General features: G+C 69.6%; 14 protein-coding genes and 1 tRNA gene. 4 read left to right on the top strand and 11 right to left on the bottom strand.

What is annotated here, in order from left to right:
* Positions 1 to 2 precede the first annotated feature (2 nt).
* Complete coding sequence (argS, locus tag YIM_RS06230; RefSeq protein ID WP_153029421.1) at positions 3 to 1658, bottom strand: arginine--tRNA ligase; 1656 nt, start codon at positions 1656 to 1658, stop codon at positions 3 to 5.
* 73 nt (positions 1659 to 1731) lie between these two features.
* Between argS and YIM_RS06225 the strand changes: the two genes are divergently transcribed.
* The 3 genes from YIM_RS06225 (at position 1732) to YIM_RS06215 (ending at position 4205) form a co-directional block, all read left to right on the top strand.
* Positions 1732 to 2424, top strand: coding sequence for a DUF3105 domain-containing protein (locus tag YIM_RS06225; protein ID WP_153029420.1), 693 nt, complete (start codon positions 1732 to 1734; stop codon positions 2422 to 2424).
* A gap of 183 nt (positions 2425 to 2607) precedes the next feature.
* Positions 2608 to 3480 carry a DUF3105 domain-containing protein gene (locus YIM_RS06220; RefSeq protein WP_153029419.1) on the top strand — a complete coding sequence of 291 codons (873 nt, stop codon included), beginning with the start codon at positions 2608 to 2610 and terminating at the stop codon, positions 3478 to 3480.
* Positions 3477 to 4205, top strand: a complete 729-nt coding sequence (locus tag YIM_RS06215; protein ID WP_153029418.1) for a DUF305 domain-containing protein — start codon at positions 3477 to 3479, stop codon at positions 4203 to 4205. The genes YIM_RS06220 and YIM_RS06215 overlap by 4 nt, the downstream gene beginning before the upstream one ends.
* Here YIM_RS06215 and YIM_RS06210 read toward each other — a convergent pair.
* The 6 genes from YIM_RS06210 to YIM_RS06185 all read right to left on the bottom strand — a co-directional run bounded on the left by YIM_RS06210 (position 4198) and on the right by YIM_RS06185 (position 9207).
* Positions 4198 to 5889 (bottom strand): dihydroxy-acid dehydratase, encoded by a 1692-nt coding sequence (locus YIM_RS06210; RefSeq protein ID WP_153029417.1) that lies wholly within the window; start codon positions 5887 to 5889, stop codon positions 4198 to 4200. The genes YIM_RS06215 and YIM_RS06210 overlap by 8 nt on opposite strands.
* An 11-nt stretch (positions 5890 to 5900) precedes the next feature.
* Positions 5901 to 7127 (bottom strand): RNA polymerase sigma factor, encoded by a 1227-nt coding sequence (locus tag YIM_RS06205; protein ID WP_153029416.1) that lies wholly within the window; start codon positions 7125 to 7127, stop codon positions 5901 to 5903.
* A 2-nt stretch (positions 7128 to 7129) separates the two neighbouring features.
* On the bottom strand, positions 7130 to 7537 hold the full coding sequence (locus YIM_RS06200; RefSeq protein WP_153029415.1) for a YciI family protein: 408 nt from the start codon (positions 7535 to 7537) through the stop codon (positions 7130 to 7132).
* A gap of 78 nt (positions 7538 to 7615) precedes the next feature.
* Entirely contained in the window at positions 7616 to 8284 is a 669-nt protein-coding gene (locus tag YIM_RS06195; RefSeq protein ID WP_153029414.1) for a B3/4 domain-containing protein, read from the bottom strand.
* Positions 8281 to 8889, bottom strand: coding sequence for a LysE family translocator (locus YIM_RS06190; RefSeq protein WP_228004575.1), 609 nt, complete (start codon positions 8887 to 8889; stop codon positions 8281 to 8283). The genes YIM_RS06195 and YIM_RS06190 overlap by 4 nt, the downstream gene beginning before the upstream one ends.
* Before the next feature lie 245 nt (positions 8890 to 9134).
* Positions 9135 to 9207 (bottom strand) — tRNA-Arg (locus YIM_RS06185).
* A 209-nt stretch (positions 9208 to 9416) separates the two neighbouring features.
* On the opposite strand from YIM_RS06185, the gene YIM_RS06180 reads away from it, so the two are divergent.
* Positions 9417 to 10334, top strand: coding sequence for a cation diffusion facilitator family transporter (locus YIM_RS06180; RefSeq protein WP_153029412.1), 918 nt, complete (start codon positions 9417 to 9419; stop codon positions 10332 to 10334).
* Positions 10335 to 10338: 4 nt separating this feature from the next.
* Here the strand turns inward: YIM_RS06180 and YIM_RS06175 are convergent, their stop codons facing one another.
* The 4 genes from YIM_RS06175 to YIM_RS06160 are packed head-to-tail and all read right to left on the bottom strand — an operon-like array spanning position 10339 to position 14837.
* Positions 10339 to 11307 carry an ABC transporter permease gene (locus YIM_RS06175; RefSeq protein WP_153029411.1) on the bottom strand — a complete coding sequence of 323 codons (969 nt, stop codon included), beginning with the start codon at positions 11305 to 11307 and terminating at the stop codon, positions 10339 to 10341.
* Positions 11304 to 12251 (bottom strand): ABC transporter permease, encoded by a 948-nt coding sequence (locus tag YIM_RS06170; RefSeq protein WP_153029410.1) that lies wholly within the window; start codon positions 12249 to 12251, stop codon positions 11304 to 11306. Before YIM_RS06170 ends, YIM_RS06175 begins: the two co-directional genes overlap by 4 nt.
* Complete coding sequence (locus tag YIM_RS06165; protein ID WP_153029409.1) at positions 12248 to 13768, bottom strand: sugar ABC transporter ATP-binding protein; 1521 nt, start codon at positions 13766 to 13768, stop codon at positions 12248 to 12250. Before YIM_RS06165 ends, YIM_RS06170 begins: the two co-directional genes overlap by 4 nt.
* A complete protein-coding gene (locus YIM_RS06160; RefSeq protein WP_153029408.1) occupies positions 13758 to 14837 on the bottom strand; it encodes an ABC transporter substrate-binding protein in 1080 nt (359 codons plus the stop codon). Before YIM_RS06160 ends, YIM_RS06165 begins: the two co-directional genes overlap by 11 nt.
* Positions 14838 to 14867: the final 30 nt, after the last annotated feature.

The raw sequence follows: 14867 nt of genomic DNA, 5'->3' as shown, positions 1-14867 counted from the left end.
AACTACATCCGTTCCGGCGCCGAAACGCCCAGCAGTTCGAGACCGTTGGCGAGCACCTGGCGCGCGGCCTCGCAGAGCGCGAGGCGGGCGAAGGTGAGCGGCGTGGGGTCCTCCCCGCCCTGCGGCAGCACGCGGGCCACGTCGTAGAACTTGTGGTAGGCGCTCGCGAGGCTCTCCAGGTACCTGGCGACGCGGTGCGGTTCCCGCAGTTCGGCCGCCTTCCTCAGCATTTCCGGGAACTCGCCGATCGTTCGGATCAGGTCGCCTTCCCGCGGGTGGGTGAGCAGGCTCAAGTCCGGCTCCCCGTCGGCCTTGAGGCCCAGTTCGGCGGCGTTGCGCTGCAGCGAGGCCAGCCTGGCGTGCGCGTACTGCACGTAGTAGACCGGGTTCTCGTTGCTGTGCTTGCGCAGCAGGTCCAGGTCGATGTCCAAAGTGGAGTCGACGGAGTAGCGGGCCAGCTCGTAGCGCGCGGCGTCCACGCCGACCGCCTCGACCAGGTCGTCCATGGTGATCACGGTGCCAGCGCGCTTGCTCATCCGCACCGGCTTGCCGTCGCTGACCAGGTTGACCATCTGGCCGATCAGCACCTCGACCACGGCCGGGTCGTCGCCGAGCGCGGCGGCGGCCGCCTTGAGCCGGACGATGTAGCCGTGGTGGTCCGCGCCGAGCATGTAGATGCACAGGTCGAAGCCGCGCTGCCGCTTGTCGTGCAGGTAGGCGATGTCGCCGGCGATGTAGGCCGGGTTGCCGTCCTGCTTGATCACCACGCGGTCCTTGTCGTCCCCGTGGTCGGTGGTGCGCAGCCACCAGGCGCCGTCGGCGAAGTACAGCGCGTCCTCGTCCTTGAGCTTGGCCACCAGCCGGTCGACCTCGCCGTTCTCGTGCAGCGAGTTCTCGTGGAAGAACACGTCGAAGTCGGTGCCGAACTCGTGCAGGGTCTTCTTGATCTCACCGAACATCAGCTCGATGCCGACCTTGCGGAAGGTCTCGTGGCGCTCGGCGTCGGGCAGCGACAGCGCGCTCGGCTCCTGGCGCAGCACCTCGGCGGCGACGTCGCTGATGTAGGTGCCCGCGTAACCGTCCTCCGGCGCGGGCTCGCCCTTCGCGGCGGCGATCAGCGAGTTGACGAACCGGTCGATCTGGGCGCCGGCGTCGTTGAAGTAGTACTCGCGGGTGACCTCGGCGCCCTGCGCGGACAGCACGCGGCCCAGCGCGTCGCCGACGGCCGCCCAGCGGGTGCCGCCGAGGTGGATCGGCCCGGTCGGGTTGGCCGAGACGAACTCCAGGTTGATCTTGAGCCCGCTCAGCGCGTCACCGCGGCCGTACGCCTTGCCCGCGGCGAGCACCTGGGTGATCTGCGCGCCCTGGGCGTCCGCGGCCAGCCGCAGGTTCAGGAAGCCGGGACCGGCCACCTCGGCGGCTTCGACCCCGTCGGTCTTGGCCAGCGACTCGGCCAGCGCGTCGGCGAAGTCCCTCGGCTTGAGCCCGGCCTTCTTCGCCACCTGCAGCGCCAGGTTCGTGGCGTAATCTCCGTGCTCGGGGTTCCGGGGTCGCTCGATCGTCACCGCGTCGGGCAGCACCGCCGGGTCGAGACCGCGTGCGGTCAGGACGTCCACGGCGGAGATTCGGACAAGTTCGGCGAGATCGGCGGGAGTCACCCGCAGAATTCTAGGTGTGCCCCGCTGACCGGCACGAAGACGGTCCCAGGACCGGGTGAAAGGCGAACGAGGGATGAACTCGAGGACGACGTCGCTGGTCATCGCGCTGGTGAGCGTGCTGCTGGCGGCTGCCGCGCTGACCGGCGTGGCGCTGCTCACGGCGGAACGGTCGGTGGCCGGGCAGGCCACCGTCTCCGAACGCGACCGCAAGCTCGCCGCGTTCATGCCATCGGAGGACAATCCCGACCCGTCGGGGTCCATCCCGGGCATCGTGCGGCGTGACTACGACCCCGGGCTGCACGTGGTCGCCCCGCAGCGGGTCGCCTACGACCACTCCCCGCCCTTCGGCGGCAGGCACGACCAGGTGTGGGCCGCGTGCAACGGCGTGGTGTACCCCACGGCCGTGCGCACCGAGCACCTCGTGCACTCGCTGGAGCACGGTTCGGTGTGGATCGCCTACCACCCGGACCAGGTCACCGGCGACGAGCTGGCGAAGCTGGCCGAGCGCGTCGAGGGCAAGCCGTACCTGGTGATGTCGCCCTACCCTGGTCTGGACCAGCCGATCTCGCTCCAGTCGTGGGGGCACCAGCTGAAGGTCACCTCGGCCGACGACGAGCGGATCGACCAGTTCATCACCGCCCTGCTGCTCAACCCGGCGACCTACCCGGAGCCGGGTGCCCCCTGCGACAGCATGGCCTTCGACCAGGACGCACCGCCCCCGTTCGACCCCACTCCCCCGGGTGCCGACGCGCAGCCGCCCATCTAGGAGAGCTTTGCTCAGCGGCGGAGCCGCCAGCTCGTTCCGCCACCCGCACCGCCACGCAAACCCGCCGGGACCTTTCGTAGCAGCACCCTCCGAAGCGCCCTACACCGACCAGACACGCCATCCCTACACTGGCCGGGGTGCTCCATGACCGGGGCGACGACGAGACGAGGTCGGTACAGCACGATGGCAAGCGGCACGAAGAAAAAGGGCAAGCCGAAGAGCGCCGTGAAGTCGGCCCGCAGCTCAGTGGTGTCCAAGAAGGGCACCCCGTGGGGCACGATCATCGCGGTGGTGGCCATTCTCGCGCTCGCCGGGGTGGTGTTCGGCTACTACTACGTCAACTCGGCGGACAAGCGCGAGCAGAAGAGCCGTGAGGAAGCGGCTGCCGCCTTCGCGCCGTCGGCGGAGAATCCCGACCCGTCGCTGAAGATCCCCGGTATCGTCACCCAGCAGTACGAGGCCAGCGTGCACGTGCTGCCCACCGAGCGCGTCGCCTACGACAAGACCCCGGCCTTCGGTGGCCCGCACGACGGTTTCTGGGCCGCCTGCACGGGCATCGTCTACCCGAACCCGGTGCGCACCGAGAACATGGTCCACTCGTTGGAGCACGGCGCGGTCTGGATCGCCTACAACCCCGACCAGGTCACCGGCGAAGCGGTGAACAAACTGCGGGTGCGGGCCGACGGCAAGCCGTACACGATGATGTCGCCGTTCCCCGGCCTCGACAAGCCGATCTCGCTGCAGGCCTGGGGCCACCAGCTCAAGCTCGACTCGGTCGACGACGAGCGCATCGACCAGTTCATCGCCGCGCTGCGGCTGAACCCGAGCACCTATCCCGAGCAGGGCGCGTCCTGTGACGCGATGGGCCCCGGCCGCTTCGACGTGGACGCCCCGCCGGCGTTCGACCCGACGCCGCCGGGACCGGACGCCAAGCCGATGGACTACAAGGGTTCCGAGGGCGCCGAGCAGGAGAGCACCGGCATGCCGGGCGGGGTCCCGGGCGGTCTGCCCGGTGGCACGCCCCCGGTCGGCCAGCAGCCCCCGGCCGGCGGATGAGTTCGGCCGAACCCGAAGAGGTGGACCCCGGCGAGCGCGAAAGCGCCGCCGAGGCCCGCCCGGCCTGGTCGCGGGTGGTCATCCTGGGCGCCGCGACGCTCGCGGTGCTACTGGTCGGCGCGACCATCGGCATGTTCCTCACCCAGTCGCTCGAGCAGGACACCCCGTCCGCCAACCCGTCGCCCGGCCCGGTCGAGGTCGGTTTCGCGCAGGACATGGCGGTGCACCACCTGCAGGCGGTCACCATGGCCAACTGGGCCCGCGACCACTCCACCGATCCGCAGGTGCAGCAGCTCGCCTTCGACATCGCCAGCACCCAGCTCGAACAGGTCGGCCGGATGAAGGGCTGGCTGATGCTGTGGAACAAGCCCGAGCAGGCCATCGGCGGTTACATGACCTGGATGACCGAGCCGGGCGGGCACAGCCACGGCACGGCGGCGAGTTCGACGGTGCCGGGCGGGCCGCTGATGCCGGGCATGGCCACCAACGACGAGCTGGCCAAGATGCGCTCGCTGTCCGGCAGGGAGCTGGACGTCTACTTCCTGCAGCTGATGCTCCGCCACCACCAGGGCGGCACCGAGATGGCGCAGTACACGCAGGACCACACCGGCCTGTCCGCGGTGAAGTCGCTGACGAACAGCATTCTCAAGTCGCAGGGTGCCGAGGTCCGCGTGATGACCGGCATGCTCGCGGACCGCGGTGCCTCCCCGCTGCCGTTCAGCTGATCTTCGGCGCCTTCTGCAGGAAGTCGAAGTCGCAGCCGTCCGGTGACTGGAGCACGTGCCGGTGGTACAGCAGCTCGTAACCGCGTGAGGGTCCCTCCGGCGGGGTGAACTCCGCCTTCCTGCGTTCGAGTTCCTCGGCCGGGACCAGCAGTTCCAGTCGTCCGGCGTCGACGTCCAGCTCGACCAGGTCGCCGTCGCGGACCAGCGCGAGCGGACCGCCGACCGCGGCCTCCGGGGCCACGTGCAGCACGACCGCACCGTCTGCGGTCCCGCTCATCCGGCCGTCCGAGATCCGCACCATGTCCTCGACGCCCTCACGCGCCAGTTTCGCCGGGATCGGCACGTGCCCGACCTCCGGCATGCCCGGTCCGCCGACCGGGCCGACCCCGCGCAGTACCAGCACCGAATCGGCGTCCACCGGGAGGCCGGGGTCGTCGATGCGGGCGTTCAGGTCGGTCACGCCGTCGAAGACCAGCGCGCGGCCGGTGTGCCGCAACAGCTTGTGGTCCATCGCGGACCGCTTGATCACCGCACCGTCCGGGGCGAGCGAACCGGTCAGCACGGCCAGCGCTCCGCCCGCGGCCACCGGCCGGTCGAACGGGCGCAGCGCCCCACCGGTCTTCGGCTCGACGGCGGCCACCTCGTCGGCCCAGGTCGCGCCGCTCGCCGACGGCCGGTCGAGGTGCAGCACGGGCGCGAGTTCCTTGACCACGGCCGGAATCCCGCCCGCCTCGGCCAGATCCTCGAGCAGGTACGGACCGGACGGCCGGACGTCGCCGAGCAGCGGGGTGGTCCGGCTCCAGGTGGCGAAGTCCAGCGGTGCGCCGATGCGGCCGGCCATCGCCGCGATGTGCACCATCGCATTGGTCGAGCCGCCGATCGCGCACACCACGCGGAACGCGTCCTCGATCGCCTCCGCGGTGACCACTTCGGACGGTGGGCGGCCCTCCTTCGCCAGTGCCACCGCCCGTGCGCCGGTGCGCACCGCCGCGTCCTGGCGCGCGGAGCCGGTGGCGGGCAGCAGCGTCGAACCGGGCAGGGCGAGCCCGAGCACCTCGGCGACGGTGGCCATGGTGGTCGCGGTGCCCATCACGTTGCAGGTGCCGACCCCGCTCATCAGGCAGCCTTCCAGCCGGTTCCAGTCCTGATCGGACAGTTCACCGCGGCGGCGCCGGGCGGCCAGCGGCCAGAAGTCGTCCACGGTCAGCACTTCGCCGTTGAACCGCCCCACCGGCCGCGGCCCGGCGGCGATCAGCAGTGCGGGCTTCCCCGCGCTCAGCGCGCCCATCACCTGCGCCGGAATGGTCTTGTCGCACCCGCCGAGCAGCACCACCGCGTCCACCGGGCTGGAGGTGATCATCTGCTCGACGTCCATCGCCATCAGGTTGCGCAGGAACATCGAGGTCGGCCGCACGAACGCCTCGGAGATGGAGATGGTCGGGAACACCACCGGCAGCCCGCCCGCCGCCAGCACCCCGCGCTTGACCGACTCGGCCACCACGGAAAGCCCGGCGTTGCACGGGTTCAGCTCACTGGCCGAGGAGCAGATGCCGATCACCGGCCGCTGCCGCACCTCCTCACCGGAGCGGCCGGTCGCCCGCAGGAACGCCCGGTGCAGGAACCCGTCCATCGAGTCCTCATTGAACAGTGATCCATCCCCGCGGCGCGTTTCCTCTTGGGACACAAGCGCTCCCTTCAGTGCTCAGCGAGCCGTCCGGCTCTGCCATGAAGGTAACGCTGCTGTGGCAGGCTCGTCGCGCGGCTCGCTGCGGCCACATAGGACTCGCGTGCGCCGTCCAGATCACCTGCCAGTTCCAGCAGGTGACCGCGCACCGCCTCCACGCGGTGGTCACCGGGCAGGCGGTCGTCCACCTCCGCCAGCAGTTCCAGTCCGGCACGCGGTCCCCGCGCCATCGCCACCGCGACGCAGTGGTTCAACGCCACCACCGGGTTGTCGGACAACCGCATCAGTGCTTCGTAGAGCGCGATGATCTGCGGCCAGTCGGTTTCCGCCGCGCTGGGTGCCTCGTCGTGCACGGCGGCGATCGCCGCCTGCAACTGGTACTCCCCCACCGGGCCGCGGGGCAGCGCGGCGGTGATCAGCTCGACGCCCTCGGTGATATTGGCCTGGTTCCAGCGGCTCCGGTCCTGTTCGGACATCGGCACCAGCGCACCACCCGGCCCGGTGCGCGCGGCACGACGGGCGTCGGTGAGCAGCATCAGCGCGAGCAGTCCGGCCACCTCGCTGTCCTCGGGCAGGAGCGCGTGCAGCACGCGTGCCAGCCGGACCGCCTCGGCGGTCAGTTCGGTTCGTTGCAGTTCCGGGCCCGAAGTGCTGGCGTAGCCCTCGTTGAAGATCAGGTAGAGCACGTGCAGCACGGCGGCCAGGCGCGCGGGATCCGCGGGCATTCCGAACGGCACACCGCTGTCCTTGATGCGCTGCTTGGCGCGGCTGATCCGCCGGGTCATCGTCGCCTCCGGCACGAGGAAGGCCCTGGCGATCTCGGTGGTGGTCAGGCCGCCGACCGCGCGCAGCGTCAGCGCGATCTGCGAAGCCGGGGACAGCGACGGGTGGCAGCACAGGAACAGCAGCACCAGCGTGTCGTCGGCGACCGGCTCGGACCGATCCGCGGCGGGGGCCAGCCATTCCTCGGGCAGCACCTGCTGCGCCACGGTGTCCTCGCGGCGACGGCGGGCGTACTCGCTGCGCAGCAGGTCGGTCAGCCGCCGGGACGCGACGGTGATCAGCCAGCCTCGCGGGTTGTCCGGCACCCCGGCGCCGGGCCACTGCGTGGCGGCCGCGAGCAGGGCCTCCTGCACCGCGTCCTCCGCGAGGTCGAAGTGGCCGAACCGGCGAACCAGCGCGCCGAGGACCTGCGGCGCGAGCGGGCGCAGCAGGTCCTCGACCTCGGTACCGGGCATCCTCAGAAACCGATGTCGTCCACGGATTCCATCAGGGGCCGGACGTCCGCGTAGGCACCTTCGGCGAGTCCGGCCGGCGCCGGGCAGTCCGCGAGCCGTGCGGCGAGTTCGGTGGCCCGGTCGAAGCTCTCGCACTCGACGATCCAGTACCCGGCCAGCACTTCCTGCGTTTCGGCGTACGGGCCGTCCGTCCACACCGGAACGCCGTCCTTGCGCCCGGTGACGCGGCGGGTGTGCACGGGCGCGTTCAGGCCGCGGGTCTCCACCAGTTCCCCCGAGGCTTCCAGCTCGGCGTTGAACTTGGTCATGAACTCGTGCATCGGGGCGAAGTCCTCGGGCCGGAAGCCGCCCTTGCCCGCCATGGCGTCGTACTCCTGCTGCGAGCCGTAGCTGAGGATCATGTACTTCATCGGGTTCTCCTCGGTCGTCGGTGCCCTTTCACCGGAGACGTCGGAGCCGCGGCGCCCATCCGGACACCCATTCTCGCTTCAGACGGTGAATTCCGGGGAGGCTCGATCGAGGATCGCCGCCCTGGGGTGAGCCAGTTCCTTCTCCAGGGTGCTGACCAGCGATTTCACGTCCTCGGCCGCGGTCTCGTGCAGCGCCTCGGCGACGATCAGCACGGTCTCGGTGCCCTCCCGGACCGCCGAAAGCCCGCTCTGGCGGTTCGTCCAGCGACGCGCGTGCGCCTGCCCGGCGTCGTCGGCGAAGACCACCTCGCCGGGTTGCGGGTTCTCGATCTCCCCGCCGAAGGTCAGGTACTCCTCGTCGCCGGTGGCGTACCGCACTTCGAGGTCACCGGAGATCCGCGCGAGATCGAGCACGGCGACCGGGATGGCGTAGGCCATGGAGACCGCGTTGCACAGGTCGATCACCGGGTGGATGCGCGGGAGCACCTTCTCCTTGCGGAAGCGGCGCAGCAGGGCTTCCGAGGCGCAGCGGTACTGCGTCGGTTTGAGGCCGAGCTGGGTGTAGGCGCGGCGCCAGGCCTGGATCTCGGGGAGCTGGGTCTCGGTCGTACCGTCGAGGCGACGCTCGGCTGTCTCGAGGTACTCGGTGAGGTCATAGGCCTCGCGGAAGCTTTCGACGTGCAGCACGCCGGGCACGAGCTGCGGGAAGTCGGCCCAGAGGGCGTCGGAGTGGCGGAAGGTGCTCACGCTTCGGTCACCGCCAGCTTCAACGCCAGCCCGGCGAACGCGGCGGCGAAGGTGCGTCGGGTCCAGGCGAGCACCTTCGGGCGGTTGATGACATGGTCGCGCACGGCGGCGGCGAAGGCGCCGTAGCCGAGGAAAACGACCAGGGTGAGGCCGGTGAAGACGGCGCTCAGTTCCACCATCCGCCACACCGGTTCGCCGGGCTGGACGAACTGGGGCAGGAACGCGAAGAAGAAGATGGTCAGCTTGGGGTTGAGCAGGTTGATCAGGATCCCTTCGGCGATCACCCGGCTGGCGGAGGCGGGTGCCTTGCGGGGTTCGAAGGTGCTCTTGTCGCGCAGTGTGGCCCACGCCAGGTAGAGCAGGTAGGCGACGCCGAGGTACTTCAGCACTTCGAAGGCGACGGCACTGGTGTGCAGGAGGGCGGCCAGGCCGGTGATCGCCGCGAACAGGTGGGGCAGCGTGCCCAGCGTGCCGGCGAGGGCGGCCACCGCACTCGCCTTGAGCCCGCGGCTGAGCCCGGCGGCCACCGTGTACAACGCCCCGGTCCCCGGCGTGGCCACGATGACCAGCGCGGTCAGGAAGAACTCGATACTCACGAAGATCATGATGGTGTACGGGGTGGACCAGGGACCAGGTCCACTCCGGCGGTGGCGAACTGGTCCACTTCCCGCACCGGAATTCGCCCGGCGGTGGAAATTTCGATTTCACGCGCATTTACCGCGCTTGTCCTGATCTCCCGCCCAGCGCAATTCGCTCAACTGAAAGAGCTTCGGCCCAGCGACGAATCCACACAGTTGAACTAAAAAATCGGCCCCTACCGCACAGTTGCGAGTAGGAGCCGGTTTGTGTGTGCCCTCGGCAGGATTCGAACCTGCGACACCTGCCTCCGGAGGGCAGTGCTCTATCCCCTGAGCTACGAGGGCCCATCGCCTGAGCGACATCGAGAAGCCTAGCGCATGCCCAACCGGCACTGACACCGGGTTGACGATCCCGCCGCGCGGGAAGCCCCGGTTGGAGGGTTGGGCAACGCGGACGACCGCCGTACCGTCAGCGGTGAGCTTAGGCTCACCTGTATTGCACTCATGCGCATGTCACTATATATTCCCTCCGTAGCCGATACGGGAGGCAGTGAATGGGCCACGGACACGGCCACGGGCAGGTCCCCCCAACGGGCGCGTCCGGCAGGTACGTCAAGGCGCTGACCGCCGCGTTGTTGATCGGCGCGGTCTTCATGGTGCTCGAGTTCGCCGTCGGGTTCGCGACCTCGTCGCTGGCGATGATCTCCGACGCCGCCCACATGTTCACCGACGTGCTCGGCGTCGGCATGGCGCTGACCGCGATCCTCCTCGCCCGCCGCAGCGGGCCGACCTTCAGCCGCACCTTCGGCCTCTACCGCGCCGAGGTGCTCGCCGCGCTGGCCAACGCCGTGCTGCTCTTCGGCGTCGCCGGGTACGTGCTCTACGAGGCCACCACCCGCATCACCGACCCGCCCGAAGTTCCCGGCTTACCCGTGATGATCGTGGCCGCCGTCGGGCTCGGCGCCAACGTGGTGTCCTTCCTGCTCCTGCGCGACGGCGCCAAGGAGAGCATCAACGTCCGCGGGGCCTACCTCGAGGTCATGGCCGACATGATCGGCTCGTTCGGGGTGCTGCTCAGCGGCCTGATCACGCTGACGACCGGCTGGCGCTACGCCGACCCGATCATCGGTGTCGCCATCGGCCTTTTTGTGCTCCCCCGCACCTGGACGCTGGCCCGCCGCGCGCTGCGGATCCTGTTCCAGCACGCGCCCCACGGCGTCGACGTCGGCCGCATCAGCGAGGAGCTGTCCGCCCTGCCCGGCGTCGCCGACGTCCACGACCTGCACGTGTGGACGCTCACCTCCGGCATGGAGGTCGCCTCCGCGCACCTCACCATCGAGTCCGCCGCGGAACACTCCGACGTGCTGGTCGAGGCGCAGAACCTGCTGGCGGGCACCTACGGCATCGAGCACGCCACGCTGCAGGTCGAGCCGAGCGAATCGGCCCGACGCTGCAGCGAGCTTTCCTGGTAACCGCCTACTTCACCTGGCGGGACAGCCACCGCTGCAGGGTGACCACGATCAGCAGGATCGTGCCGCTGACCACCGCCTGCCAGTTCGAGTTCAGCGAGCCGACCTGGTTGATCACGTTCTTGATCACCTGGAGCAGCAGCACCCCGACCAGCGTGCCGAGAATGGTGCCAGCGCCACCGGTGAGCAGCGTGCCGCCGAGCACCACCGCGGAGATCACCTCCAGCTCCATGCCGACGCCGAGCACGGTCACGCCGGACGAGGTGTACGACGCGATCAGCAGCCCGCCGAACCCGGCCAGCAGCCCGGACGCCAGATAGGTGAGCACCTTCGCGCGGACCACCGGCAGGCCCATCAGGTCGGCGGCGTCCTCCTGACCACCGATCGCCAGCACGGTCGAGCCGTAGGTGGTCCGGTGCAGCACCAGCGCCCCGATGCCGAAGGCCACCACCACGATCCAGATCGGGTAGCCGATACCGAGGAAGCTGCCCTGCGCCAGCTCGCGGAACGCCGAGTCCGGCGGCACCTTGTACGTGGTCGCGCCCTCGTCGCTGATCAGCAGCAGCACCCCGCGGGCGAACAGCAGCCCGGCCAGCGTGACGATGAACGGCGGCAGCCCGCCGCGCGCGATGATCAGCCCCTGCACCAGCCCGATCGCCCCGCACACCACCAGCGGCAGCAGGATCGCCGCCCAGGTCCCGTACTGCGCGCCCCAAGCGGCCAGCACGCCGCCGAGCGCGAACACCGAACCCACCGACAGGTCGATGCCGCCGGTCATGATCACGAAGGTCATGCCGAGCGCGACCACCGCCAGGAACGACGCCTGCAACGCGATGTTCGTCAGGTTCCCGGTGGTGCCGAAGGAGTCGAAGGCGAAGGTGGACGCGACCACCGCGATCACCAGGATCACCAGCGCGCCCTGCCGCTGCACCGAACGCGCCACCCTGGCGCGGGTGGCCGTTGGCGTGGTTGTCACGTCGTCACCTTCTTCCGGGACTTCTTCCGGCCGAGCTGCACGTAGACCGCCGCGACCACGATCACCGCCTGCGCCACCTGCGCGGTGGAGTCGGGGATGTCGTGGAAGATCAGCGTCGCGGTGATCAACTGCATCAGCAGCGCACCGGCGATGGTGCCGGCGATGCGCACCTGCCCGCCGGACAGCGGCGTGCCGCCGATCACCACCGCGGTGATCGCGGACAGCTCCACCAGCAGGCCGAGCTTGGTCGGGTCGCTGGCCTGCGACCGCGCCGCCATCAGCACCCCGGCCAGCGCGGCGAGCAGCCCGCAGATCACGTAGGTGGTGATCAGCACCCGCTTCACCGGCAGCCCGGCCAGTTCCGCGGCCCGCTTGTTGCCGCCGATGGCCACCAGCTGGCGCCCGTAGGTCGACCGCCGCACCAGGAACCACGCCAGCGCGGCGACCACCGCCGCGATCAGCACCACGTACGGGATGCCGAGCACGTCACCCGAGCCCAGCTCGACCATGCCGTCGTCACGGATGCTCTTGATCTCACCGCCGAACACGTTGGCCAGCCCGCGCCCGGCGACCATGATGCCGAGCGTGGCGATGATCGGCTGCACGCCGACCTTCGCCACCAGCACCCCGGCCAGCACCCCGGTCACCGCGCCCGACGCCACTGCGATCAGCAGTGAAACCACTGTGCCGTAACCGATGTAGAGCGGTACCAGTGCTGCCGCGATGGCCATCACCGCGCCGACCGAGAGATCGATGCCCTCGGTCCCGATCACCAGCGCCATGCCCAGTGCCACCAGCAGCACCGGTGCCACCTGGATCAGCTGCAGGCGCAGCGTACCCGCGCTGACGAAGTTGTCGGTGATCACGATGTTCACCAGCAGCAGCAACGCCAGTGCCACGTATACGCCGTTGCGGCGCACCCAGTCCTTGTCGAACCGGCTCATTCGCCGTCCTCCCCCGCCAGCGCGGCCAGCAGCTCCGCCCCGGTGACCTGCTCCCCGGTCAGTTCCCGGCTCACCGATCCGGTGTGCAGCACCACGATCCGGTCGGCACCCTCCACCAGTTCCTCCATCTCGCTGGAGATCAGCACCACCGCGAGGCCCTGGTCGGCCAGTTCGTCGATCAGCCCCTGCACCTCCAGCTTCGCGCCGACGTCGATGCCGCGGGTCGGCTCGTCGAGCAGGAACACCTTCGGCTCGGTGCACAGCCAGCGCGCCATCAGCACCTTCTGCTGGTTGCCGCCGGAGAGTTCACGCACCTTCTGCGCCGGGCTGGATGCCTTGATGTGCAGGCGTTTCATGAACGTCTCGACCAGTGCGTCGATGCGGGACTCGGAGACCAGCCCGCCCTTGGAAAACCGCGGCAGCACGGCCAGCGCGATGTTGTCGCGCACCGACAGGTCCGGGATGATGCCCTCGGCCTTGCGGTCCTCGGACAGCAAGGCGATCCCGGCGCGCAGCGCGTGCCGCACGGAGTTCGCCCGCACCTTCTTGCCCCGCACCGAAACCGATCCGGCCTGTGTGGGCAGTGCGCCGTAAACCGCCTTGACCGTCTCACTGCGGCCGGAGCCGAGCAGCCCACCGAGGCCGACCACCTCCCCGGGCCGGACCGTCAGCCCGACGCCGGACAGCCGGTGCCGGACGTCCAAACCGGACACTTCCAGCACCGGTTCCTCCCGGCGCGTGTGGTCTTCACCGAACTCGGTGGCACCTTCGCGTTCCACCTTCTCGATGTCCCGGCCGAGCATGCGCGCGACCAGGGTGACCCGGTCCAGCTCGGCCATCGGGCCGGTGTGCACCCGCTCGCCGTCCCGGAGCACGGTCACCCGGTCGCACAGCTCCCACAGCTCGTCGAGCCGGTGCGAGACGAAGATCAGGCCCACCCCGCGATCCCGCAGGCCGCGCGCCACTTCGAAAAGCGTGGCCACCTCACGGGTTTCCAGTGACGAGGTGGGTTCGTCCATGATCACCACGCGGCTGTCCACCGACATCGCCCGCGCGAGCGCCACCATCTGCTGCACACCGAGACCGAGCCTGCCGAGTTCGGCGGTGACGTCGATGTCCAGCCCCAGCTGGCCGGTCAGCTCGGCGGCCTGGCGGTTCATCGCCGCCACGTCGATCAGCTTCCACCGGTTGCGCGGCTCGCGGCCGAGAAAGATGTTGCGCGCCACCGAAAGCAGCGGCACCAGGTTGATCTCCTGGTAGATCGTGGAGATCCCGGCGTCCTGCGCGGCGGCGGGCCGGTGGAACTCCACCGGTTCCCCGCCGAACCGCACCTGGCCGCCGTCCGGCCGGTACACCCCGGTCAGCACCTTGATCAGCGTCGACTTGCCGGCACCGTTCTCCCCCACGAGGGCGTGGATCTCCCCCTCGGCGAGGGAGAAATCCACGCCCCGCAGAGCGTGCACGCCACCGAAGGACTTGGTGACGCCGGTGGTTTCGAGAACGGTTCTAGAAGGCATTGCCGAGGTTCTGGGCGGCGTTGTCCTTGTTGTACTCGTCGTCCTCGATGATGACGTTCTCCGGAATGGCCTCACCGTTGTAGAACTTCTGCGCGGTCTCGAAGGCCAGCGGCCCGAAGCGCGGGTTCGACTCGATCACCGCGTTGATCTGACCGTCCACAATGGCCTGAACCGCGTTGCGGGTGCCGTCGATGGAGACGATCTTGACGTCCTCGCCCGGCTTCTTGCCGGTCGCGGTCACCGCGGTCACCGCGCCGAGGCCCATCTCGTCGTTGTGCGCGTAGATCGCGGTGATCTCGGAGTTGGCCTGCAGCAGCTGTTCGGCCACCTGCTGCCCCTTCTCCCGCGCGAAGTTGCCGGTCTGCTCGGCGACGATCTGCAGGCCGGGGTACTGCTTGAGCTGCTCCTTGAACCCGGCGTTGCGGTTGTCGGTGACGTTGTTGCCGGAGGAACCGAGCAGGATGGCCACCTTGCCGGTGCCGCCGGTCGCCTTGTTCATCGCGTCGGCGGCACGCTTGCCCTGCTCGAAGAAGTCCGAGCCGAGAAAGGCCACGTAGTCGGTGCAGGCCTGGTTGGTGACCTTGCGGTCGATGGTCAGCACCGGCACGCCCTTGGCCTTGGCCGCGGCCAGCGCCGGGTCGAGGCCGTCGGAGTTCACCGGCGCCACGATCAGGAACTGCGCGCCCTGGTTGAGCAGGTCCTGGATGTCGGCGATCTGCTTGGGCAGCTCGTTGTTGGCGTTGGTCACCAGCAGCTGCTTGACGCCGGCCTGCTCGGCGGCCGACTTGATGGACGCGGTTTCGGCGGCCCGGAAGGCCGCGGTGTCGGGTTCGGACTGCGAGAACCCGACCACCGCGGTCTTCAGGTCCAGCTTCTGCGCCCCGTTCTTCTCCAGGGTGCACCCCTCCCCCGCCCCGGGGGCCTGGCTCTTCACCACCTGGCCGTCACCGCCGGTGGTGCCGGTCGGTGCCGCGGAACTGCCTGAATCTCCGGGATTGGTGCACGCGGTGAGCGCCAATCCGGCGACCGCCATCAGCACGACGGACAGCCGGACTCTTCTGTGGTTCATCGTTGAACTCCTCGTGGCGGGGAAGGGGTG

Origin of the sequence: Amycolatopsis sp. YIM 10, assembly GCF_009429145.1 — a bacterium.
Classification (GTDB): domain Bacteria; phylum Actinomycetota; class Actinomycetes; order Mycobacteriales; family Pseudonocardiaceae; genus Amycolatopsis.
Note: the sequence above shows the minus strand (reverse complement) of the source record. Positions and strands in the feature narration are given on the sequence as shown.

Coding starts and splice junctions, on each gene's coding strand:
- YIM_RS06160 (WP_153029408.1), bottom strand. CDS start 14,837: ATGAACCACAGAAGAGTCCGGCTGTCCGTCGTGCTGATGGCGGTCGCC.
- YIM_RS06215 (WP_153029418.1), top strand. CDS start 3,477: ATGAGTTCGGCCGAACCCGAAGAGGTGGACCCCGGCGAGCGCGAAAGC.
- YIM_RS06225 (WP_153029420.1), top strand. CDS start 1,732: ATGAACTCGAGGACGACGTCGCTGGTCATCGCGCTGGTGAGCGTGCTG.
- YIM_RS06180 (WP_153029412.1), top strand. CDS start 9,417: ATGGGCCACGGACACGGCCACGGGCAGGTCCCCCCAACGGGCGCGTCC.
- YIM_RS06190 (WP_228004575.1), bottom strand. CDS start 8,889: ATGATCTTCGTGAGTATCGAGTTCTTCCTGACCGCGCTGGTCATCGTG.
- YIM_RS06200 (WP_153029415.1), bottom strand. CDS start 7,537: ATGAAGTACATGATCCTCAGCTACGGCTCGCAGCAGGAGTACGACGCC.
- YIM_RS06205 (WP_153029416.1), bottom strand. CDS start 7,127: ATGCCCGGTACCGAGGTCGAGGACCTGCTGCGCCCGCTCGCGCCGCAG.
- YIM_RS06220 (WP_153029419.1), top strand. CDS start 2,608: ATGGCAAGCGGCACGAAGAAAAAGGGCAAGCCGAAGAGCGCCGTGAAG.
- YIM_RS06170 (WP_153029410.1), bottom strand. CDS start 12,251: ATGAGCCGGTTCGACAAGGACTGGGTGCGCCGCAACGGCGTATACGTG.
- YIM_RS06165 (WP_153029409.1), bottom strand. CDS start 13,768: ATGCCTTCTAGAACCGTTCTCGAAACCACCGGCGTCACCAAGTCCTTC.